At 43.2% G+C, this 23,072-nt stretch carries 25 protein-coding genes and 3 tRNA genes; 13 read left to right on the plus strand and 15 right to left on the minus strand.

The genetic code is table 11. From position 1 onward, the window contains the following. Positions 1 to 225 precede the first annotated feature (225 nt). From CLV51_RS26180 to CLV51_RS26195, 4 genes are all read right to left on the minus strand, one after another. Entirely contained in the window at positions 226 to 1,239 is a 1,014-nt protein-coding gene (locus CLV51_RS26180; RefSeq protein WP_106531071.1) for an outer membrane beta-barrel protein, read from the minus strand. Between the two features lie 81 nt (positions 1,240 to 1,320). Further along, complete coding sequence (locus CLV51_RS26185) at positions 1,321 to 2,505, minus strand: BamA/TamA family outer membrane protein (protein WP_106531072.1); 1,185 nt, start codon at positions 2,503 to 2,505, stop codon at positions 1,321 to 1,323. Between the two features lie 268 nt (positions 2,506 to 2,773). After that, a complete protein-coding gene (locus CLV51_RS26190) occupies positions 2,774 to 3,058 on the minus strand; it encodes an Rdx family protein (protein ID WP_106531073.1) in 285 nt (94 codons plus the stop codon). A 12-nt stretch (positions 3,059 to 3,070) separates the two neighbouring features. Further along, on the minus strand, positions 3,071 to 4,300 hold the full coding sequence (locus CLV51_RS26195; protein WP_106531074.1) for a TCR/Tet family MFS transporter: 1,230 nt from the start codon (positions 4,298 to 4,300) through the stop codon (positions 3,071 to 3,073). Positions 4,301 to 4,442: 142 nt separating this feature from the next. On the opposite strand from CLV51_RS26195, the gene CLV51_RS26200 reads away from it, so the two are divergent. Next, complete coding sequence (locus CLV51_RS26200; protein WP_146151387.1) at positions 4,443 to 6,515, plus strand: ATP-binding protein; 2,073 nt, start codon at positions 4,443 to 4,445, stop codon at positions 6,513 to 6,515. Here the strand turns inward: CLV51_RS26200 and CLV51_RS26205 are convergent, their stop codons facing one another. After that, complete coding sequence (locus tag CLV51_RS26205) at positions 6,516 to 6,980, minus strand: Lrp/AsnC family transcriptional regulator (RefSeq protein ID WP_106531076.1); 465 nt, start codon at positions 6,978 to 6,980, stop codon at positions 6,516 to 6,518. 166 nt (positions 6,981 to 7,146) lie between these two features. Between CLV51_RS26205 and CLV51_RS26210 the strand changes: the two genes are divergently transcribed. Next, the gene (locus CLV51_RS26210) at positions 7,147 to 8,277 is read left to right on the plus strand and encodes a histidine decarboxylase (protein ID WP_106531077.1); all 1,131 of its coding nucleotides are present in this window, start codon (positions 7,147 to 7,149) and stop codon (positions 8,275 to 8,277) included. A gap of 92 nt (positions 8,278 to 8,369) precedes the next feature. Here the strand turns inward: CLV51_RS26210 and CLV51_RS26215 are convergent, their stop codons facing one another. Together CLV51_RS26215 and CLV51_RS26220 are read right to left on the minus strand one after the other, a co-directional pair. Beyond that, positions 8,370 to 8,624 carry a hypothetical protein gene (locus CLV51_RS26215; RefSeq protein ID WP_106531078.1) on the minus strand — a complete coding sequence of 85 codons (255 nt, stop codon included), beginning with the start codon at positions 8,622 to 8,624 and terminating at the stop codon, positions 8,370 to 8,372. Positions 8,625 to 8,721: 97 nt separating this feature from the next. Continuing rightward, positions 8,722 to 9,024: a DUF6496 domain-containing protein gene (locus CLV51_RS26220; protein ID WP_106531079.1), complete on the minus strand. Its 303-nt coding sequence runs from the start codon at positions 9,022 to 9,024 to the stop codon at positions 8,722 to 8,724. A 271-nt stretch (positions 9,025 to 9,295) separates the two neighbouring features. On the opposite strand from CLV51_RS26220, the gene CLV51_RS26225 reads away from it, so the two are divergent. The 6 genes from CLV51_RS26225 (at position 9,296) to CLV51_RS26250 (ending at position 14,058) form a co-directional block, all read left to right on the plus strand. Continuing rightward, positions 9,296 to 9,616 (plus strand): KGG domain-containing protein, encoded by a 321-nt coding sequence (locus tag CLV51_RS26225; protein WP_211302128.1) that lies wholly within the window; start codon positions 9,296 to 9,298, stop codon positions 9,614 to 9,616. 315 nt (positions 9,617 to 9,931) lie between these two features. Then, positions 9,932 to 10,315 (plus strand): ribosomal maturation YjgA family protein, encoded by a 384-nt coding sequence (locus CLV51_RS26230; RefSeq protein WP_106531080.1) that lies wholly within the window; start codon positions 9,932 to 9,934, stop codon positions 10,313 to 10,315. 34 nt (positions 10,316 to 10,349) lie between these two features. Then, complete coding sequence (locus CLV51_RS26235; protein WP_106531081.1) at positions 10,350 to 10,712, plus strand: DUF1304 domain-containing protein; 363 nt, start codon at positions 10,350 to 10,352, stop codon at positions 10,710 to 10,712. A 12-nt stretch (positions 10,713 to 10,724) separates the two neighbouring features. Then, complete coding sequence (locus CLV51_RS26240; RefSeq protein WP_106531082.1) at positions 10,725 to 11,138, plus strand: hypothetical protein; 414 nt, start codon at positions 10,725 to 10,727, stop codon at positions 11,136 to 11,138. A 90-nt stretch (positions 11,139 to 11,228) separates the two neighbouring features. Further along, positions 11,229 to 13,328: a transketolase gene (gene tkt / locus CLV51_RS26245; protein WP_106531083.1), complete on the plus strand. Its 2,100-nt coding sequence runs from the start codon at positions 11,229 to 11,231 to the stop codon at positions 13,326 to 13,328. Continuing rightward, positions 13,306 to 14,058 carry an HAD-IIB family hydrolase gene (locus tag CLV51_RS26250; protein ID WP_106531084.1) on the plus strand — a complete coding sequence of 251 codons (753 nt, stop codon included), beginning with the start codon at positions 13,306 to 13,308 and terminating at the stop codon, positions 14,056 to 14,058. Before tkt ends, CLV51_RS26250 begins: the two co-directional genes overlap by 23 nt. Positions 14,059 to 14,066: 8 nt before the next feature. Here the strand turns inward: CLV51_RS26250 and CLV51_RS26255 are convergent, their stop codons facing one another. The 6 genes from CLV51_RS26255 to CLV51_RS26280 form a co-directional block, all read right to left on the minus strand. Next, positions 14,067 to 15,074: a glycoside hydrolase family 130 protein gene (locus CLV51_RS26255; RefSeq protein ID WP_106531085.1), complete on the minus strand. Its 1,008-nt coding sequence runs from the start codon at positions 15,072 to 15,074 to the stop codon at positions 14,067 to 14,069. A 177-nt stretch (positions 15,075 to 15,251) separates the two neighbouring features. After that, positions 15,252 to 16,223: a lipid A deacylase LpxR family protein gene (locus CLV51_RS26260; protein ID WP_106531086.1), complete on the minus strand. Its 972-nt coding sequence runs from the start codon at positions 16,221 to 16,223 to the stop codon at positions 15,252 to 15,254. A gap of 128 nt (positions 16,224 to 16,351) precedes the next feature. Next, positions 16,352 to 16,428: transfer RNA gene (locus CLV51_RS26265), tRNA-Arg, on the minus strand. 145 nt (positions 16,429 to 16,573) lie between these two features. Further along, a tRNA-Arg gene (locus tag CLV51_RS26270) sits at positions 16,574 to 16,647 on the minus strand. Between the two features lie 187 nt (positions 16,648 to 16,834). Then, entirely contained in the window at positions 16,835 to 17,155 is a 321-nt protein-coding gene (locus tag CLV51_RS26275; RefSeq protein WP_106531087.1) for a hypothetical protein, read from the minus strand. A 190-nt stretch (positions 17,156 to 17,345) separates the two neighbouring features. After that, positions 17,346 to 17,419 (minus strand) — tRNA-Arg (locus CLV51_RS26280). 123 nt (positions 17,420 to 17,542) lie between these two features. On the opposite strand from CLV51_RS26280, the gene CLV51_RS26285 reads away from it, so the two are divergent. Next, a complete protein-coding gene (locus CLV51_RS26285) occupies positions 17,543 to 18,016 on the plus strand; it encodes a 23S rRNA (pseudouridine(1915)-N(3))-methyltransferase RlmH (protein ID WP_106531088.1) in 474 nt (157 codons plus the stop codon). Between the two features lie 29 nt (positions 18,017 to 18,045). Next, entirely contained in the window at positions 18,046 to 18,672 is a 627-nt protein-coding gene (locus CLV51_RS26290) for a rhomboid family intramembrane serine protease (protein WP_106531089.1), read from the plus strand. A 53-nt stretch (positions 18,673 to 18,725) separates the two neighbouring features. Here CLV51_RS26290 and tilS read toward each other — a convergent pair whose 3' ends face one another. Then, positions 18,726 to 20,063 (minus strand): tRNA lysidine(34) synthetase TilS, encoded by a 1,338-nt coding sequence (gene tilS, locus CLV51_RS26295; RefSeq protein WP_106531090.1) that lies wholly within the window; start codon positions 20,061 to 20,063, stop codon positions 18,726 to 18,728. A gap of 24 nt (positions 20,064 to 20,087) precedes the next feature. Further along, positions 20,088 to 20,399, minus strand: coding sequence for a tetratricopeptide repeat protein (locus CLV51_RS26300; protein ID WP_106531091.1), 312 nt, complete (start codon positions 20,397 to 20,399; stop codon positions 20,088 to 20,090). 135 nt (positions 20,400 to 20,534) lie between these two features. Between CLV51_RS26300 and CLV51_RS26305 the strand changes: the two genes are divergently transcribed. The 3 genes from CLV51_RS26305 (at position 20,535) to CLV51_RS26315 (ending at position 23,066) form a co-directional block, all read left to right on the plus strand. Further along, entirely contained in the window at positions 20,535 to 21,275 is a 741-nt protein-coding gene (locus CLV51_RS26305) for an electron transfer flavoprotein subunit beta/FixA family protein (protein WP_106531092.1), read from the plus strand. A gap of 36 nt (positions 21,276 to 21,311) precedes the next feature. Then, a complete protein-coding gene (locus tag CLV51_RS26310; protein ID WP_106531093.1) occupies positions 21,312 to 22,289 on the plus strand; it encodes an electron transfer flavoprotein subunit alpha/FixB family protein in 978 nt (325 codons plus the stop codon). Positions 22,290 to 22,466: 177 nt separating this feature from the next. Further along, positions 22,467 to 23,066 (plus strand): bifunctional nuclease family protein, encoded by a 600-nt coding sequence (locus tag CLV51_RS26315; protein WP_106531094.1) that lies wholly within the window; start codon positions 22,467 to 22,469, stop codon positions 23,064 to 23,066. Positions 23,067 to 23,072: the final 6 nt, after the last annotated feature.

Consider the following 23,072-nt stretch of genomic DNA (forward strand, 5'->3'; position numbering starts at 1 on the left):
AGATTTTAGCGGATTTTGTCTGAACCAGGATTAGGCTGATTATACTGATTACCCTGATTTTATTTTTTTGTGATTTAAAAAGATTAGCGAAAATTAAAGCGAATATATCTGCTTAGATCTTCGCAAATCTTTTTAAAATCTTCCTAAAATCTTTCTAAAATCTTTCTAAATCAAAAAATAAAATCAGGGTAATCAGTATAATCAACCTAATCCTGGTTCAGACAATCACAGTCTAAACTTCAACCCTGCGTTCACTCCCAGCCCACCAATATTAATGTATGACTTAAGATCGTTGGAAGGTTTGGTATCGTCTTTATAAAATGTTTTCGTTCCCTGCTGATTAATGGGTGTATTGGAATTTTGATCCAGTGTAGTTACATAAACTGTTTTCTTTTCAGCCACACTAAGCTGATCTACCGAGCGGGTAGATAATACCTGGATAGTGGCGCCAGTACTACCATTAACGAGTGTATTAGTTTCATTATATCTGGTAACTTCTTTCTCTTTGCTCTTCACCGGTACGTTCCTGTATTCAGCTTCTACAAATACATCGAAACGGGAAGCTACTTTAAATGAAACACCCAGTGCTCCCTCGAAACCGACAGTAATATTAGGTTTGATTTCCTCTTTACGGCTGATGACTGTATGTATCATAGAACCGGGAGGTACTAACACAGTAGGTTGTGATAACTGACTGGCCTCTGTTTCAATATACAGACGGCCCCATAACGGTACTACCACACCAAAACGAACATATGGATTTACTTTTTCCATACCGGGACTGATCACCACGCTGGGAGCAAAATCAATTGCGTTTACGTAACCATGTGATTCCACATGTCCAAGTTCTTTACCGGAACCCACAAGGGTAGTGAGTTGGTTTGTCATCAGGTTTTTCTGACTATGGAAGTAATTAAACGTTCCTTCTACAGACATATACTTGTTGATGTCGTAACCAACTGTTAAACCACCTCTCACACCCTGGCCATAAGAACCGGTGAGTACTTTACGGCTCAGCGTATCAAACGGGTTAGCGTGCGTAGGATTAAATTCTTTGTGTAAATCCTCCGGCGGATATGGGCCAACATTAGGGAATTGCCCGGGTGATACACTAAAAAAATATCCACCGGTAACTTTGAGATAAAATCTTGAATGTGCAGCAGAACCGGATTTGTCCTGAGCGATTCCTGTAACAGTCAATCCAAACAAGACTGCAAAAAGCAGGAGAGGTCTTTTCATATGCAATGGTTTTGGTGAGTTATAAACAATCTACAGAAAGTTAACAAATTGTTATCACATAACAAACACCAAACCGGTAAACTAAAACGCTTCTGCCAATGAAAGGTATAATCCTTTTTGCCTGGACTCCCCGGTACGCTTCTCTCCTACGGCATAGTCTATACGAATAGTAAGTTTTGCGTTTTCATCATAGAAATACCGGATGCCGGCACCACAGCTCGGCTTAAATCCCGAAAAACGGAAATCATGATTGGCAAATACAGTACCACTGCCGGCAAAGGCTGCCAGCGCAAATTTAGGTTTCACATCTACAAACCAGATGTGAATATGCATTTTAGGATCTACCAAATAACGATATTCCGCCTGTCCTGCCAGGTAATTCTGATTACGGTATCTGCCGGTATAGTATCCACGCATAATATTATCATTACCCATTTCAGGCAGTAGATAAAATGGTAATGCATTTCCCTGTAAACTATTAAAGATGCCGTTAAAGCCCAATGTGCTTTTGCGCGAGAAAGCAATAAAGTGTGTACCCTGCGCTTCCACCTTAAAGAGTGGCTGTTTGCTGAGGAATGATGGAGCGTAAGCAGCATTGAGTTTCAGCCACCAACCATGACGCGTATAATTTTCATTATCACGGTTATCAAAGATACCAGTGAGACCAAGAAAAGTAACATAACCACCATCCTTATCTACCAGTGGCATGGTATTATAAATTCCTTTATTATCGCTGCTGCTGTAAGTATCATGCTGATATAAAACAGAAGCACCTGCATAGAAATGACCCGTAATGCGTTTCTCCCCTTCCAGCTGTACTTTATAACGGATATTACTCACCAGCGACCGGGTATCATAATGTGTAGTATCACCGATACCAAAAAAGTAAAGCGGGTAATTCTGATAACGCAGGTTTCCTTTGAAATGCCAGGTGTTGCCACTGGTCCAGATATTTGCTTTCAGGTCTATTTTAAACTGTTTTTCTGTGGTAACAGCAGGAATCAGATTGAGGGTAGAATTACGTGTAGCCAGATTAGGGTGCTTGTTATCTGTATAAAAAGAATATAACATAGCCGCGCCTATCTCCAGACCTTTTTCCTGTGAATAGCCCAATACAGGCAAAGGAAAAAAGCTGCGTCTGCGCAATGATAAACTATCGTGTATGCTATCCTGTGGGGTAGCAATCTTTAAAGCGCTGTCCTGTTGGGCCTTTGCACCTATCGCCAATAAAATCAATAAAGCCGTGATATGGAGGATCTTACACATAGGGTGCAAATGTAAGAGGAAATTCTGAACAATGATTTTTGTGATTAGTATGATTATCCTGATGAGCGAAGATTAGATTATCTGAACCAGGATTTTTAGGATTGAATGGATTACCCTGATGGGTGCTGAAGATCGAAGAGAAGTTTTTCGCGGATATCTTCGGTATAAAACAACATAACACCCATCAGGGTAATCCATTCAATCCTAAAAATCCTGGTTCAGATAATCTAATCTTCGCTCATCAGGATAATCATACTAATCACAAAAATCATTGTTCAGAATTATCCGAGTGCCCAAGGCTTTTCTCCGGGTTCACATGATCCCGTACCAATTGTTTGAGAAATTTTATCTCCGGAAAATGCCCGGCTTCTTTACGGTCAAATATTTTTTCTTCATTGAGATAGATTATATAAGTTCCGCCAGTTTCACTGGGACGTAATGTAACTCCGCCCAGATCATCTGTAAAAGTAGTCAGCAGTTCCTGCGCCATATAGGCTGCCCGCAGCAGCCAGCCGCACTTTGGACAATATTCAATTGTGATGATAGGTTTCATTAGCTTATTATTTTATCTGTTTGCACGGGCAAACCTAAATCCGGATAATGAAATGGCGGCCAATACGGTACCTGTTACTAACAGAAAGCCCCCTGCAATAAAAGGTGCGCCGGGAAAATATACCGGTGTGCCTGTTCTGGTAAACCAGGTAAACATATTGGTCATGAAAAGCGGGCCTATTACCATTGTAACGCTCATTAAACTTGTTAATGCGCCCTGCAATTCTCCCTGTTCATTGGCTGGCACCTGGCTGCTCATAATACCTTGTAAAGCCGGACCGCAAATACCACCCAGGCAATAAGGTACCAGGAAAGCAAACATCATCCAGCCTTGTGTAGCAAAGGCAAACAGGATGTAGCCAATGGTGTAGAGGATCAATCCAATTATAACAGACTTCTTCTGACCTATTTTCGGAATGATGATACGGATTAATCCGCCCTGTACCAATGCCACCATCACACCTACAAACATCAGGGAATAACCTACCCAACTCTCTGTCCAGTGAAATTTTTCCATCGTGTAAAAGTTCCAGGTGGATTGTACAGCATATCCTGCAATGTATACCAGCACTAAGGAAATAATCAGTCCTGCTATTACCGGATAACGTCTCAGGTTTTTGAGTGATCCTATCGCGTTGGCTCTTTTCCATTCAAAAGCACGGCGGTTTTCAGGCAGTAACGATTCCGGCAGTACGAAAAAGCCATAGAGAAAGTTGAGAAAGCTCAGTACTGCAGCGGCCATAAATGGTACGCGCGGTCCCCAATGACTGAATAATGCACCTAACCCCGGGCCAATAATAAAGCCCAGGCCAAAGGCGACGCCGATCATACCAAAATTCTGTGAACGTTTCTCCGGTGTACTGATATCTGCAATATAAGCGGTAGCAGTACTCATGCTGGCACCTGTTATACCAGCTATAATTCTTCCTACAAATAATAACTGGATAGTGGGGGCAAAAGCGAGGAAAATATAATCCAGGCAAAAACCCATGAGGGAACATAGTAACACCGGCCTCCTGCCATAACGGTCGCTCAGCGCGCCCACTACCGGTGATAAAATAAATTGGGTGATAGCATAAGCAAAGGTGAGCCAGCCTGCATATTGTGAGGCGCCACTCAGTCCTTCGCCGGTTAACTGCTCGATAAGTTTAGGCATTACGGGAATAATAATCCCGAAGCCTATCACGTCTATCAGCAGGGTTACGAAAATAAAGCCCAGCGCAGCGTTTCTTTTGACGGTCATACGAATTAAAAATTTGCCGAAAGATACAACGGTATTTGAATTATGGGGAGTATAACACAAAAATCACACGCTGAACTACACATTTTATTGCAACATCCTTTGAATCGTGGTGCATTATCTTTAATTTTAACCTATATTTTAAGTGGACCGCCCCCGAATCGCTCCACTGACGTCACAGCCAACTTTATACACTATGCTGCCGGCCAGTCCTTTGACTAAATGCGTTTTTATTCCCCTATGTGTACTTCTGCTATCACCTGCAGTTGTAGCACAGCAACCTGCTACGGATAGCTTACAGGCCTCCCTGAAAGCACATCCAGGAAAAGATACCGTGAGAGTGAACCTGCTGAATCAGATTGCCAGAATCTATTTTACCAAAGATGCCTCCATTGCAGAAACATATGGAAAAGAGGCCTTACAGCTGAGTGACAGCCTCCATTATAAAAAAGGAATCGTATGGGCTACCCGCAACCTCGCACTGGTAGAAAATACCAAAGGTCACCTGGATCAACAAATGCAACTCACCCTGACTGCCCTGAAACTGGCAGAATCGCTGGGAGATTTGCCCATGCGGGGGGTGTTGAATAATGATGTAGGGAATATTTTCACGGAGCAGAACAGTCCCCGCGATGCACTGGTATACCTGAAAAAATCACTCCGTATTAAGCAGCAGCTGAATGAAAAACCTGAAATAGGAAAAACCCTGAACAATATCGGATCGGCCTATATTTCTCTGCAGATGCACGATTCCGCCATGTACTTCCTCGAAAAAGCGGAGAAAATAAAACTGGAACTCAATGATCAACGCGGCCTTGCCTATACTTATGAAAACATGGGCATCATTGCCATGCTACAGCATCGGTATGATGTAGCCCTGCGCTATCACCAGTTATCAGCCGCCTACTATAAAGCTGCTGATAATTTACCAGGGTTAACTAAAGCCAGTCTGAACCTGGCGGAAGTGCAAACAATGCTGGGTGATATGAAAAATGCAGAGAGAAATTTAGCCGCAGCAAGAGATATCAATAGTAAGCTGGGCAATGTGAAGAATGAAATGATCTATTACAAGATCCGCTATGAGCTGGACTCTGCAAGGAAAGACTATGCCGCTGCACTCACTAATTATAAAGAATTCAGTGAACGCAACATTGATTATTTCAATGTAGAAAAAAGCAAACAAATATCGCGGTCGCAGGAACAATATGAGTCGGAAAAGAAGCAACGGGAAAACGTGTTATTAAAAAAAGAGCAACAGATGCACCTGGCCACCATTCAGCAACAGCGGGTGCTGGTACTGTCTGCCGCTGCACTGTTCCTGGCTTTGCTGCTCATTACCGTAATGGTTTATCGTTTATACAAGCGGCAGCAGGAACTCTACCTGGAACTCAATAACAAGAACCGGGAAGTATCCCTGCAAAACCGGATTATCCTGGAACAGAATAGTACTTTAGAAAATCTGAACCAGGTGAAGGATAAAATATTTTCCGTGATCTCTCACGATCTTCGCTCTCCCCTGGCCATTCTGGAAGGATTACTTTTTTTGTTAAAAGATGAAAAAATTGATGCCCAGCAGTTTCGCCTGTATACAGATGAGTTGTGGAGAGATGTGAAAAACACCGCCTATATGATGGACAATATGCTGCAATGGGCCAGCAACCAGATGAAAGGCATTGGTGTGAAAGCAGATGATTTTGACGTAACCCAGCTGTTGAACCAGGAATTTGAATTATTGCAAACCCTCGCCCGTCAAAAGGAAGTGAACCTGATCCACGAACTGAATAACACTATTATGGTGTATGCAGATCCGGATATGATCAGGCTGGTACTGCGGAATCTGATCAACAATGCTATCAAATTTACGCCTGCCGGCGGTGAGGTAGTAATTACGGCACGCCAGGAAAAAGACCAGGCGGAAATTACTGTGCGGGACAACGGGAAAGGCATTCCACCGGAAAATCAACATCGCATATTCTCCAATATCTACTATTCTACTACAGGCACTCAAAACGAAAAAGGCTGCGGGTTAGGTTTACATCTCTCTAAAGACTTCGTAGAACGTAATCATGGCCGCATCTGGTTCCTCAGTAAGCCGGACAATGGGAGCAGCTTCTATTTCACATTGCCATTAGCGGAAGAACATGATACTACCGCACGCGGCTATACGGTGGTAGTACAGGACCATCCGGTGAGTGGTGTAAGTGTGTTAAGAAGATAATTACAACAATCCGAATGCTGTTGTGTGCTTGATTTCCGTCATTACAAAAGAGCTGTGCACCTGCGCTATATTTTCAATAGCCGCCAGTTTATTCGTTAAAAAATGCTGATAGCTGCGCATATCATCTACCACTACTTTCAACAGATAATCATAAGTGCCTGCCACGTGATAACATTCCATTACTTCTTCCATCTTAGCCATAGCTGACTCAAATTTTTTGATCAGTGGCTGTGAATGCAGCTGCAGCGACACATTACAAAAGGCTACCAGGGTTTTGCCTACCTTTTCACCATGCAGTAATGTTACATAGTTTTTGATGATGCCGCTCTTCTCAATTTTCTTCAGTCGCTCGTAGGTAGGAGTAACCGACAACCCTATACGATGCGCTATTTCTTTGGTGTTGAGTCTTGCGTTGCCCTGCAATACCTGCAAAATCTTACGGTCTGTTTTATCCAGTGTATCCATCACAGCTAGTTTTATCTGAAAAAGATATTTTTGGCAGATGATAATAGTCTGATTTATCTATCTTTTTAATAAAAGTAGTATATATTTTCTGAATCAACCCTCACAGTAGTTTTAAATAATGGCTAATACATAGCTTCGCAGCATTATACACCTGTAATATACGATTATGAAAGAGTACCGGTTACCTGCCGCTGATGCAACGCAGCTGAATGACCTGTTGACACAGGTACAAACCTGCACGAAAGATTTCCTGGGATATCCTGTATCTAAAGATTTTGATTATTCACCACTGCTACCCTTCCTGCAGTATCCACTCAATAACCTCGGCGATCCGTTTGTATCATCTACCTATACCGTTGGTTCCAGGGAGATGGAAAAATTTGTAGTGGAATTTTTTGCCAGACTATTTCGCGCACCGGCAGATGACTGGTGGGGATACGTCACCAACGGTGGCTCGGAAGGTAATTTATATGGGCTGTACCTCGCGCGGGAGCTATATCCCAAAGGAATGGTGTATTATTCTGAAGCTACGCATTACAGTGTACAGAAAAACCTGCACCTGCTGAATATGCCAGGCATCATCATCCGCACATTGCCCAATGGTGAAATTGATTATGAAGACCTGGCAGATACCATGCGGATGAACCGGCACCTCCCGGCCATCATGCTGGCCAATATCGGCACAACCATGACCGAAGCCAGGGACGATGTAGGCCGCATTAAAGGCATCCTGAAAGACCTCGCGATCCGGCATCACTACATTCATGCAGATGGTGCACTGTCCGGCAGTTACAGCGCATTTTTAGACCCCAGACCAGCATTTGATTTTGCCGATGGTGCAGATAGCATTGCCATCAGCGGGCATAAATTTATTGGCTCCCCTATCCCCTGTGGTGTGGTAGTGGCAAAAAAATCCAACCGCGACAGGATCGCCAGATCCGTTGCCTATATCGGTAGTATGGATACTACTATTACCGGTTCAAGAAACGGCCATAGTCCGTTGTTTTTATGGTACGCACTTAAAAGCCTGGGGCTTGCAGGATTAAAAGAAAGGGCCAGGCATAGTTTATCCATAGCCGCCTACGCGGTAGCACGTTTAAATGAAAACGGTATACCCGCCTGGCGTAACCCCAACTCCATAACGGTGGTGTTTCCTGATCCTGCAGGGAGCATCCGCCGGAAGTGGCAGCTGGCTTCAGAAAGCGGCTGGTCGCATATCATTTGCATGCCTAACGTTAGTAAGGAGCAGATAGATGAATTTGTAGCCATGATGGTAGCAGAAGAGATGGCGGTTTAAAAACTTTCGGGTGTAAAGCTGTGTGCATAGGAGTCTACAGCCTTTCGCAGGCGCTCTTCCAACATCTGTGGTGTAAAAGGATAAGTGAGAGATCATTTCATTTTATCAAGGATCTCCAGCCAGATAATGCGGGCTATCTGCTCTGTTTCTACTGTACGTATGCTGCCTTCCAGCGTATCTTTATGATCGGCAGTGAATCTATCTGTATGGGGTTCGTAATCCTCCAGTAAATATTCACTTACATCCGGGATCACTTCGTACACTGTTTCCAACGCTATATTGTTGATCGTAATGATCAATCCGTAAGGTTTGCCCTTTATCATCACAGTGACACTGTGCTTTTCCATACTTTAAATGCCGCAAGTGATATGCCATTTAAAAAGGCCGGCGCTGTACAATTACCGGCCTTTTTTGTATATAATGGAAGGATAAAATCATACTATTTTACCTGGCCATTGCTTTAGCCGGTGCTTTCTTTGCAGTAACTTTTTTCTTTGGTGCTGCTTTTTTTATGGTAGCTTTTTTTACTGTTTTTTTAATAACTTTTTTCTTAGCAGCCGCTTTCATCGGGGTGGCCTTACGGGGAACTTTGGCCCCCTCTTCTCTTGCTTCAGATAAGCCTATTGCGATAGCTTGTTTGGGATTAGTTACTTTTTTATTGCTATTGCCACTTTTTAGTTTCCCCTCATGCATTTCATGCATACTTCTTTCTACCTTTTTCTGGGCTAGTTTTGAGTACTTTGCCATGACAAAAAATTTAGATGGGTTAAAAAAAGAAATAACACGGATTAGGGCACAAAATATAAGCCAGCCATATTCTCCCGGTACCTGACGGGAATATGTGGAGTCAACCGGGGAAGTGTGTTAAAAATTCTATGGATTGTGGAATGTATTGCCCCATTCATTTGCTACATCGATTCCCAATATGGGCCGCCACCCGACAAATAAAGCGGTGGCATGCATCTTGTTCGCCGTTAGGGTAAATGTTCAACAACTATCACTATTAAAATTCAGGATTATGGAAGACATCAGATATCAACAAGCTGCTTCAACTGCTCCTATGCACGACAAAAGTTCGGTAGATAAGGCCAGGCATAGCAAACGTGGATTTGCTTCTATGGACCCTGAACAGCAACGTGCCATTTCCAGAGAAGGAGGTAAAGCTGCCCATCAGCAAGGTGTTGCACATAAATTTACATCAGAAGAAGCACGTGCAGCAGGTAAAAAAGGTGGCGAAGCAGTGAGCAAGAATCGTGAACACATGGCTACTATTGGCCGTAAAGGCGGCACCAATCGCGGCAAAAAGAAAGTAAACAACGAAAATGATAGTCATGAATAACCCGGCATAGCCCGGGTTATTTTAGCTTTGCCGATTAATCCCGTCGATGCCCATCCCCCCAAAGTTTCAGTGCCAGCAGCAATGACTCCAGGCTATGCCCATAAGCGGTTACCTGGTAAGCAGCTGGCTATGCGTTTTCCGGACCGGCAATACGCTCCATCAATTCATGCCTTTCCAGCTCCTTCAACGCTCTCTACAACATCCGGGCAGTAATATGCTTAATATCGCTATGCAACTCATTATATGCTTTGCATAGCGGATTTCCTTTGGAAAAGAAGATAAAACTATCTTTCTTATATTTGTCCATTTTCATCTATGAAAACACAAAGACGCTGGATCTATTGCCTGCTGATCGTATTGAATGTTCCGCTGGGACTAGCTACCAGGTGGACCCCACAATATTTTCCAGAAATCATCCGGGTATATGGTGGTGATGTATTATCTGCCACCTGCATCTTTTGGGGTATACGATTCCTCTATCCTGTTAAGCCTTTATGGAAAATTGCATTGATCAATTACATTGTTTGTTTTGCTATTGAAGTGCAGCAGCTATATCAGGCCGAATGGGCGGTGAAGTTCCGTAATACACCTGCCGGTATTATATTGGGGCATGGCTTCCTGTGGAGTGATTGTGTATGTTATGCAGTAGGTACCGTAATCGCTTTTGTATTGGCCTGGCTCATAGAAAAGATAATTTAAGTATATTTATTATGAACCATTTAACAACCTGTTTATGTTAACACTCATTAAAATACTCATTGGGGTGGTCATGCTGGAACATCTTTACATACTATGGTTCGAGATGTTTGCCTGGACCAGCAGAGGACCTAAAGTATTTAAATCTCTCCCTAAAGAATTATTCCCTCCTACCAAAGCATTAGCTGCTAACCAGGGCTTGTACAATGGCTTTCTGGCGGCCGGCTTATGCTGGACATTCTTTATCGCGGATCCGTTATGGGCCATGCGTGTAGCTATTTTCTTCCTGAGTTGTGTAGTGATAGCCGGGATATATGGCGCATTGACAGCCGATAAGAAAATCTTTTTCGTACAGGCATTACCGGCATTGGTAACATTGCTGTTGTTCCTCTTTTATTAAGCATACTTTTTCATGATACAGGAATCAGATATCCGGGTAGGCAACTATGTTGCTTACTTCGATTATAATATGGAAGAAACAGCCTTTCTGGTGGAAGGAATTCTGCAAGGGTTTATTTATAACTCGGGGCTGCCGCTTAGTAAGATCTCCTGTGAGAAGGCTAATCCGGTAGTATTGGATCTTTACCTGCTGGCAAAATTTGGATTTATTAAGGGAGATAAGGAGCATGGAGAAGACGTAAATGTGCATTCCTTAAAATACAACCGGCTCAACAGTGTGCATATCAAATATGAAAACGATGTATTCCAGCCAATGACGGATGCTCCCACCGGGCTGGTGCCTTACGGGCGCCCAATAGCACATGTACATCAGTTACAAAATCTTTTTCATGCGCTTACGCGCGATGAATTAACATTGTTTGAATAACGCTTGCTCATTTAAAAAATATTAGGCCAACCTTATGAGCATGATGTTTGTTTAGCAATGTATACGTTGAAATAAAAAACAAAACATGCCATGAGTACACCAACTACTACAGCTGAACTGGATCAATTATGTATTAATACAATGCGGTTTCTCTCTGTGGATGCAGTGCAAAAGGCCGATAGCGGGCATCCCGGATTGCCATTGGGCGCTGCTCCCATGGCTTATGTGCTCTGGACAAGATTCCTAAAACATAATCCATCTGATCCTCATTGGTTTAACCGCGACCGGTTCATATTATCTGCCGGCCATGGTTCGATGCTGCTGTATAGCTTACTGCATCTTACCGGTTACGATATCCCGATGGAACAAATCAAACTGTTTCGGCAATGGGGCAGCATCACCCCTGGTCATCCTGAACGCGGACTCGTTCCGGGTGTAGAAGTGACTACCGGTCCTCTTGGACAAGGTTTTGCCAACGGCGTTGGCATAGCCATGGCAGAAGCCTATCTGGCAGCACAGTACAACAAACCCGGATCAACCATCATTGATCATTACACCTATGCATTGGTAAGTGATGGCGATCTGATGGAAGGCGTTGCTGCCGAAGCGGCTTCCCTGGCGGGTCACCTGAAGCTGGGTAAACTGATTTATTTGTATGATGATAACCGCATCACACTGGCATCTGCTACGCCCGTAACTTTTACAGAAAATCATGAAGAGCGGTTTCGTTCCTATGGCTGGCACACACAGATTGTAGCAGACGGCAATGACCTGGGAGCTATTGATAGCGCTATTCGTGCAGCACAAGCCGACACAGAACGTCCCTCTATCATTCTTATACGTACACATATAGGATATGGTTCTCCTAACAAACAGGATACCTGTGCTGCACATGGCTCCCCACTGGGTGAAGACGAAGTAAAGCTGACCAAACAGCACCTGGGCTGGCCTGTGGAGCCTTCGTTCCTGGTACCTGAAGCAGCCCAAACTCATTTTCGTACAGCCGTTAACGTTGGGAGCAAATTATCAGCAGCATGGGAAGCGCAATTTATTAGCTACAAGGAAAAATACCAGGAATCGGCGCAGGAATTGGATGCGCTTATTCACGGGCATATCCCAATTGACTGGGCTAAAAACATCGCACCGTTTCCGGCAGATGTTAAGGGCATTGCTACCAGGGCCGCTTCCGGAAAAGTGATGCAGGCATTTTATCCGCTGCTACCTGGTTTTATTGGTGGCTCCGCGGACCTAAATCCTTCTACTTTTACAGAGCTGAAGGATGCCGGCAATTTTGAAAACCCTGCCATGGCAATAGGTGATATGCAGGGCAGCGCTACCGGCGGCTGGAGTTATGCGGGTCGTAACGTGCAGTATGGCGTACGGGAACACGCCATGGGAAGCATTTCTAATGGACTGGCTGCACATGGTGGCCTCATTCCTTTCTGCGCTACATTCCTCACCTTCTCTGATTATATGCGGCCTCCTATGCGATTGGCCGCATTAATGGAACTTAAAGTGATCTATGTTTTTACGCACGATAGTATTGCTATGGGAGAAGATGGTCCCACACATCAGCCGGTAGAACACCTGGCTGCTTTACGGGCCATTCCGGAGTTGATTATGATCCGTCCTGCTGATGCCAACGAAACAATTGCAGCCTGGCATATGGCGGTGGAAATACCCAAGAAACCGGTAGCCCTGGTGCTATCCCGGCAAAATGTACCTACGCTTGACCGGCAACAATATGCTCCGGCAGATCATCTCCGTTTTGGCGCCTATATCCTGGCAGATGCCCCACAGGGGAATCCAGAACTGATACTCATAGCTACCGGCTCAGAAGTGAGCCTCATTGTGGCTGCGCAGGAAAAATTAAAAGCACAAAACATAGCGGTGCGGATTGTTTCCATGCCCAGCTGGGAACTATTTGACGCACAAACCCCGGAATACCGTGATAACATCATACCTGCTAATGTTCCTGCCAGAATAGCCGTGGAAGCGGGGATATCGCAGGGGTGGCATCGTTACACAGGTGATAGCGGTGAAGTAATATCCATAGATCGTTTTGGCGCCTCTGCACCAGGTCCTGTGATGTTGCGTGAATTTGGATTTACGGTAGATCACATTTGTGAACGCGCATTGGCATTGCTGAAAAAAACAAGTCCTGTATATGAAAAAACTGGTGGTCTTTGACCTGGATGGCACCCTTGCTGAAAGCAAATCTTCTATCGATGATGAAATGGGGACCCTGCTCTCTGCTTTGCTGCAGGTAGCCCGCGTAGCCATTATTTCCGGCGGTGCGTGGCCACAATTCGACAAACAGGTATTGGCCAAACTGCCCGTAAATGATTTGCTGCAACGATTGTCCATTTTGCCTACCTGTGGCACTCAGTTTTATGAATATACATCAGGATGGAGCAAACGTTATGCAGAAGATTTTACGGCCGAAGAGAAAAAAAAGATCATCGACTCATTAAATAGCGTAGTAGACACATTGGGCTACAAAGCGCCACAGTTATGGGGGGAGCCTATAGAAGACCGTGGCAGCCAGATTACCTTTTCAGCATTGGGCCAGGAGGCTCCTTTGGAAGAAAAGAAAAAATGGGACCCTGACTTTGCGAAAAGACAACAAATGAAAACTTTGCTGGAAAAACTTATTCCGGAGTTTTCTATCAGTTTAGGCGGCACCACTTCTGTTGATATCACCAAACCTGGCATAGACAAGGCTTACGGCATCAGAAAGCTGAGAGATATATTATCCATTACCATCCCCGAAATGATATTTATAGGTGATGCTATCTTCCCCGGCGGCAATGATTACCCGGCAAAAGAAGCAGGTGTGGAATGTATAAAGGTGCGTGACCCCGATGAAACTAAACGGGTGATAGAAGCCATTGTCGCTTGTCTTGGTAGTATTACATAACACATGCATTATGCTGTTTTATGAGATAATAATTCTGTTAACAATGCAGATAAACTAACGGAAGCACTGGCTATTACATCATCACCGGCGCCATAGTAGATATATAAAGTATCACCAAAAACAGCTGTTCCTGTAGGAAAACATACGTTACTTACATCTCCTTTTAATTCCCATTCACTCTCCGGTGTAATGAGTGCATAAGGTAGTCGTGCAATTTCCTTCAGTGGGTTTTCCAGATCCAGTAATGCTGCACAACCTACATACACATATCCGTTTACAGTATCATGCACCCCGTGATAAATTAATAGCCAGCCGCTCTTGGTTTCAATGGGCGGGCAGCCGCCACCAACATAGCTTACCTCATGATCATATTTTGGAGCCAGTACAATATAATCATCGAAATGAAGGAAATAATTTTGCCAGAATTCAGTGGTCAGCTCAGCTAAATCATTTACAGCAACAATCTGTATATCCGGCTTTACACGATGCAGAAAATGAAATTTATTATTGATTTTCCTGGGAAAGAAAACCAGGTCTTTACTCCATAAAATAGTATTCAGGCTATTATAACGTTCGTATTTTTCATTCAGTTCCTCTCTGCATTCCGCGAGATTTATAAAATCATTGTATTTAATCTGGGAAACGATTAATCCTTTTTTTTCGAAATGTACCAGGTCACTGGAAGTAGCCAATGCGCCACTTGCAGTTGTCCCGTCATAAGCCGTATAGGTAAGGTAATACAGGTCATCTATCTTCACAATGCGGGGATCTTCAAGTCCTTTGGATTCATAATCAAATTGCGGAAAGAGCAGCGGTGTATCGGCGCGCTCCGATACTGTTAGCGGGTCTTTCAGTTTGCAATAACCAATGGTGGAATGATTACCTTGCCGTACAGCCCTGTAAAAAATGTGTACCTCCTCCCCAACCCTTATCACAGCGGGGTTTAAGACACCTTCATTTTCAAAAGTAAAATTGGTTTTCTCCAGCAGGATGCCTTCTTTTTTAATTGCTATCATGACTTTTCTTACCTCCGATGGGGAATAACAGTAAAATAATTTCTTATAATATTGAAGAAAGCGGTAAAGTTACCAGCTTGTATAAGTTACTCATTTTTACTGATTTGCAGAAAGAATATCCTGTTGTTGCTATTAAATTTTGCGTTTAATATTAAACTTACTTACGCGCTATCCCATTTAAAAGCCAAACCCAAACTGGACTCCACCTGATCTGTGTGGCACACTGGTTTGGAATTCTCTTGTTTGCATAGACTGGTAATACTCCAGATACATCCTTTTAAAGATGATGACTAAGCCGAATCTGTTTAGCAGCACCACCCGGTTAACATCTTTATTGGGAATCGTATACGGACTACCGCGGTCAAATAACCCACCTTGCAGGGTAGCATCAAATACCACCAGGCTCATAACGGGTTGTGCATAGAGGTAATACTGCACCTTTTTGTGCACAGCAGTGGCATTATCTTTATAAGGATCATAAAAATTTCCGGTCATCAGAGAAACGCCTGCTGTAGCTTTATCGCTCAGCGTACCAACTCTGGCACTTCCATAGGCTGCCACAGAAAAATGAGCTGGAAGGGCATATAACTCCCGTTCATAGTTCAGTTGGTAATTCAGTATAATATCATTATTGATCTGATTATGCCAGCCCAGTGGCAGTATATAGTTTATCCAGCGATGAATTGTTTTCTGCATATCTTCTCCACCCGCCCAGGCCCCGATGATCCCGGTACTTAGCAAAGTAGTGATCCGTTCCCGACGGGCAGTATTAGTAGCCATTAAAAAGGTTTTGAAGAACAATACTGCTGCATAAGGACGATCACCGTATATAATGTTGTACTCGTTAAGGTTATTGGGGGTGTAAGCCTCATGTTCAACAGCAAGACCGTAATTAACCGTGGCATGTTTGGGGCGCCATAATAATGCGGATAAAGGGTTATGCTGCAAAGCGGGGTTTATACATTCTAAATAAACACCCTGGGTATAATCGCGATCTGTACCTGTAAAATAATCATTTTCATAGTAGATCCTTACATAGTGGTTGCTATTGATATTTCTGAATGCAGGTGTATTGTCTATAGCCTGTGCGGCTGTCAGCACGGGAATAAGACCTTGTATCCAGCAAAACAACCAACGGTATAAGCGCATACTATTTATGTACGGGATACAGATGGCAGTGGTTTTAATTGCCGGATAATATGCCGCATAGCAGGTGGTGCAGCCATTTCAGGGCATAAAAAAAGACGAACCGATGTAACTCGTGTTCGTCCTTTAGTTGGTGACCTCATCTGGATTCAAACCAGAAACCTTTTGATTCGTAGTCAAATGCTCTATTCAGTTGAGCTATGAAGCCGTTTCCCCGTTTCGGGATTGCAAATGTAGAACAATTATTTATTCTAACAAATTATTTTTCAATTTTTTACATCTGTAAGCTTTTCTACAGATTTCCAATTTTTGATAAAAAATGCTGCAGGTTTTGCAGCATTTTTTACTTTTTGTGACCTCATCTGGATTCAAACCAGAAACCTTTTGATTCGTAGTCAAATGCTCTATTCAGTTGAGCTATGAAGCCGTTTCCCCGTTTGGGATTGCAAATGTAGGATTAGTTTTAAATTAAACAAAAAATATTTGAAATATTTTTTTGACGTACTACCGTCAACGTATACACGCAATATAGAATATCCCGCAAGATGCTTATTCAAAGCCTGTTTGCGGGATATTCTAAAAAAAAATAAAATAACAATAACGATTAAACGCTGCTAATGAAATTTCAATACTACCATACTATACAATAGCGCTACCCCTATTAATATGGGTCCTAAAAAAGAGATCCAGGAAACAGCAGGATGGGGCAATGCCTTTAATAGCGGCAATAAATCTTCATGCACTTCATACAGTTTATCATCTGTTTTGCGCACGCACCATATTTTGCCGATAGGAAAAAGGGGAATCCAGTACAGGTGGGCATATTCCTGTCTTACTTCAAACTGTACAAAATCAGGTACATCGCTGGCAATACCGATATCTGCCAGTTGAAAAGCTTTCAGGCACAGGCTTCTACGGCCATAAATAAAAAACATAGTATAGGTCAAAGGGTTACACGCGAGGGCGCAATGATTACAATATATATATTATTTATACAATTCAATACCCTCCTTTTACCTGATTGATTATAGTGCGTATATCCGCTGTCGTTAGAAAGAAGTTGTGGGATATGTACAAACAAAAAAAAGACAAACCGAAATTATCGTGTTTGTCTTTTTTTGTTTGTGACTCCGTCTGGATTCAAACCAGAAACCTTTTGATTCGTAGTCAAATGCTCTATTCAGTTGAGCTACGGAGCCAATAAATATGATTGGATGGCAAAGGTATGCGTTTTTTTGAAAATGCCAAATTCTAGGCGGAAATTTTCTGCAATCTCCTGATTTACACTTACTTTTGCAGCAATTGCTTAATTATTATAAGAAGTGAAAATTCAACTCTGGAGCATAGGAAAGGAACATGATCCCTACATCAGGGAGGGTATTGCTGTATTTCAAAAAAGGTTACAGCATTATGTAGATTTTGAAGTAAAACTGATACCTACCGTGAAGCAGGCGGCTAGTTTATCTGTACCGGAACTCAAAAAACAGGAAGCTAAAATCATCATGGATCTCCTGCAGCCTACGGACTTCCTCCTGGCGCTGGATGAGAAAGGAAAGATGATGACCACCGTACAATTTGCAGATTTTTTACAGCAGCGCAATAATGCAGGTACACGGCAGCTGATCATCCTGATTGGCGGGGCCTTTGGAATTGATCAGTCGCTGTTACAACGGGCACAATTACAGATGTCACTGTCTCCTCTTACCTTTCCGCATCAGTTGGTCCGGCTTATTTTTACAGAGCAATTATATCGTGCTTATACGGTGTTAAATCGTGAGAAGTATCATCATCAATAGCTATATTTATAGTCTAACAACCCGAACTTATGACCTTTTCAATCAGCATTGTTATCATCGTCATTACATGCCTCATTTCCTATTCTGCGTTGCAAAATTATGATCAGCTGAATAAGCTGAGCATGCAGCCATATATGGTGAAACACTACAAACAATACTACCGTTTTATTACGTCTGGTTTTGTACATGCAGATTTTCAACATCTGTTGTTCAACATGCTTACACTGTATTTTTTTGGAAGTTTTATTGAGCAGGTTTTTACGCAATTATTCCAGAATAAAGTGGTGTATGTACTTTATTATATACTGGGCATTATCGTTTCTGATATACCCTCGTTTATCAAACACCGCGACAATGAAAGATACTCTTCCCTGGGCGCTTCCGGGGCTATTTCCGCTATTGTTTTCACCGCAATAATGGTGAATCCATGGGCTTCTATTTATTTATTCTTTGCCATCAAAATACCTGCGGTTATATACGGTGTGTTGTTCCTTGGTATTTCGGCCTATATGTCGAGAAAAGGTGGTGGAAATATAAACCATGATGCTCACTTATGGGGTGCATTGTTTGGCATTGTATTTCCGCTGTTATTTCATCCCGAACTCGGCACTTCATTTATCTATCAGCTCCTGCACCGTTCACAATTCGTACAATAATTTTTTTTTGGGAGAAGTATACCAGCACCGGTATTCTTCTCCCAAAAAAATTGTTATTTACTAAATTCTATACATAACATTTCCTTCGTTGCCGGTGTAATCTTAGCCCTGTCATCCACCCGCATTCCCAGCACCCAAACAATACGCTTAGCTGACTCCAGCACCCATACATTTTCTTTTTGCGGCAACGATAACTTCTGATCAATCAGAAAACGGCTCAGTTTTTTCTTCTTTGGCATGCCCAACGGATAAAAATAATCACCTTGTTTCCATCTTCTTAAAATCAATGGAAAACTTACCTGTTTGGCATCCAGCCATGCCACTTCAGGGGCTGTTGGAATATTGGCAGTACCTCTCTCCTGCTGGCGCAGGTGTAACTGGCCGCCTCCAAAATGAATATTCGGCTGCGATGCTTCAATCACCACCAGCGGCGCATCCAGTGTAGGCGTTGGCGTTATGAGCAACCACTGACGATTACGGATAATGCGGTGTGTGGCAGTTTCCACGTAACGACCAGATTCACTGTCCAGCAGTCCCAGTACCTGTTGTGTTTGCGCAGGTGAACAACCAAATTCCCGAAACAGTTCCCAGGCTATGGTTTGCAGCGGTACACTATGCTGCAGTTTCAGAACAGGCACCATCCAGGTATTATCTTTCGAAAATAATAAACGTTTACGATGCTTTGTTATCGCCTCCTGATACAGTATTTCCGCTTCTTTCATTTTTTCGATGGTGGCAGCCATATTCTTCACAGCACTGGGAAATACTTCCTGCAACTGTGGAATAATATGATGACGGAAATAATTACGTGTATACTTATCCGTTATATTCGAACTATCTTCTACAAAAGGAATATTATAAAAAGAAGCATACGCTACAAGCATATCTTTCTCTGTAAATAATAACGGACGGATGATACGTTCCTGCTTAGGCAAAATGCCATGTAAGCCTGCAATACCAGTGCCTTTTGAAAAATTCATCAGGGCCGTTTCCACACTATCCTGCATATGATGTGCGGTAGCGATATAGGCATACCCTTCTGCTGCCCGTACCTGTTCCAGCCAGTTATAACGCAGTTCCCTCGCAGCTACCTGGATAGCTACCCTATTTTCCGTTACATATGCCTGGGTATCAAATTTCACAGTGTGCAGCGGCAATGTCAGTGATACAGCGAGCTGTTGAACAAACTGTTCATCTCTCACTGATTCCTCCCCGCGCAACTGAAAATTACAATGGGCAATACCCACCTGGTAACCTGCCTGCTTAAAAAGATGTGCCATCACAATGGAGTCTACTCCTCCACTCACGGCCAGCAAGACTTTCTGCGTAGGATCAAATAGTTTATGCTGGGTAATATATGCTGAAAAATTTGCTACTAAATGTTGCGGCATGCGTTGTTTGTTGGATTTAAAATATCAATATGTCAGATCTTCGAAGGCCGACTGTAACTCGTTATAAGCATGCCTTTCATTACCTGCTTTGGCCATGGCCATGCCTTTCTCATATACGCTGATAGCGCCTGCGGGATCACCTGCGCGCTCCAGTAATTTGCCCAGATGGTAATAAGAACCCACATAGCCTGGTTCGTGTGCCAGCAGTTCTTCAAACAGTTGCCGGGCAGTGATATCGTCATTTAGTTTGATATACTCCAGTGCCAGTGCATGTTTCAGGAAGCTATCATCAGGGCTTCCTTCCAGGAACTGTTTTATTTGCGCGATTCTATCCATGCCGTTTATAATTATTTATTAATATAATATGTCAATTGTAATACTGATTAAAATCATCTTCACCAGCTGCGGTTGGCGTACTTTATTTAGATATATTTGCTATTACCGCATTTTTAAACAAAACAGTTTAAGGCCATGAAGATTTTAGTTTGTATCAGCAAAACTCCGGACACGACTGCAAAAATAGCTTTCACGGACAATAACACGAAATTCAATGAGGCTGGTGTACAGTTTATTATTAACCCGTACGATGAATGGTATGCACTGGTAAGGGCACTGGAGTTGAAAGAAACAATAGGTGCTGACGTGCACCTCATTACTGTTGGCGGAGCAGACTGTGATCCGATCATACGCAAAGCGCTGGCCCTGGGTGGCGATGAGGCATTCCGCGTAAATGCAGATAGTGCAGACAGTTACTACATTGCATCACAAATAGCGGCACACGCTAAAGACAAACAATACGATATCATTTTTACCGGTAAGGAAACCATTGATTATAATGGCTCCGGCATAGGCGGCATGGTTGCTGAGCTGCTGGAACTGCCCTATGTATCGATTGCAGCAAAGTTTGAGCTGAATGGCACCGTAGCCACCGTTAACAGAGAAATTGAAGGCGGGGAGGAAATATGCGAAGTATCGCTACCGGTTGTGGTTTCCTGTCAGAAAGGAATGGCAGAAGCACGTATCCCTAACATGCGCGGCATCATGGCTGCCAGAACAAAGCCTTTGGCAGTAGTAGAACCAATTGCAGCTGATACCCTGACCGGTATCGTAAGTTTTGAACTGCCGCCAGCTAAAGCAGGCGTAAAACTGATCAGTCCTGATAACGTGGAAGAACTGGTGAAGTTACTACACGAAGAAGCGAAAGTGATCTAAGGGTAAACCATTTCTCATCTACTAATTATCTCATTCATGTCTATATTAATATTTGCCGATCAGGCACAGGGAAAAATTAAAAAGGCTTCATTTGAAGCGGTGCAATATGGTGCAAAAATAGCAGCGCAGTTAGGTACTACCGCTACGGCTTTGGTGCTGGGACCCGTTGATGCAGCGGAGTTGGCAGCACTGGGTCAATATGGTGCGCAAAACGTATTGCATGCTGCAGATGCCCGTCTTCATGAAGTAGAAAGCACTGTATACACAAAAATTATTGCTGAAGCAGCAGCGCAGGAAGATGCTAAAGTGATCATCTTCTCACATAATTTTGATGGTAAAGCCGTTGCTCCGCGTGTAGCAGCAAGACTGAAAGCTGGTCTGGTAGCGGGAGCCATCTCCTACCCTGATACTTCTAATGGTTTTGTAGTAAAGAAGAGTGTATTCTCCGGCAAGGCATTTGCAAACATCAATATCACTTCTGATAAAAAAGTAATTGCACTGTTGCCAAATTCATTCCCGCTTACACCAGGTACCGCATCCGCTACAGTAACCAATTTTACGCCTGCTATCAGTGATGCAGACTTTAAAGTAAAAGTGGTGAAAGTAGAAACGGTGAGTGGTGATATTCCGTTAACAGAAGCTGAAATAATTGTGAGTGGTGGTCGTGGATTGAAAGGACCTGAAAACTGGGGTATCCTGGAAGATCTGGCAAAGGCACTGGGCGCAGCTACGGCCAGTTCCCGTCCGGTAGCTGATGCTGGCTGGCGGCCTCATCACGAGCATGTTGGTCAGACTGGTTTAACCGTAAGGCCTAATCTCTACGTGGCGATTGGCATTTCCGGTGCTATTCAGCACCTGGCAGGTGTTAACGGTAGTAAAGTGATTGTGGTGATTAATAAAGATCCGGAGGCACCATTTTTCAAAGCAGCCGATTATGGCATAGTAGGTGATGCATTTGAAGTAGTGCCTAAGTTAACGGAAGCTGTGAAGAAATATAAGCTGACGCAGGCCTAATAATACTTATGAATTACGAATTGCGAATCAGGGGGTCAAAATGATCTTGCTTATAACCGCAATTCGTAATTCGTAATCCTCATATTAACCATTTATCATTATAGATTTTTTTTAGATAAGGAATATTTTTCTAACTTCACGGTCTTACAAAATATTCAGCGACAACGCAAGACAGATATGAGAAAAATAGAACTGGAAATAGTTGCTTTATCGCACAGCATTACGCAGACTCATTCATATGCCGTGGTACTGGGAGAAGTAAATGGCTTACGCCGTTTACCTATTGTGATTGGTGGCTTTGAAGCGCAGGCGATCGCAGTGGCACTTGAGAAAATGCAACCCAGCCGCCCCTTAACGCATGATTTGATGAAGAACTTCATGAATGCATTCAACGTTGAATTGCATGAAGTAGTTATCAGTAATCTCCAGGAAGGTATTTTTTATTCCAAGCTTATCTGTTCCAGCAACGAAGAAACGATTGAAATAGATTCCCGCACATCAGATGCACTGGCGCTGGCCGTGCGTTTTGGCTGCCCTATTTACACCTTCGAGAACATCCTCAACAGCGCCGGTATATTACTGGATGATCCGGGAGGCAAGAAAGGTAACAAACCTGTAACGCCCACTATTTCTGAGCATGAAAAAGGTGCAGAAGATGACCTGAAAGCGTTGAATGTAGATGAGCTGACCACACTGCTGCAGGAAGTACTGGAGCAGGAAGACTATATCCGCGCCATCGCAATACGCGATGAGATTAACAGTCGCAAAAGCAAATAATTTCTT

It is taken from the genome of Chitinophaga niastensis, assembly GCF_003014755.1.
In the GTDB taxonomy this organism is placed as follows: Bacteria; Bacteroidota; Bacteroidia; order Chitinophagales; family Chitinophagaceae; genus Chitinophaga; species Chitinophaga niastensis.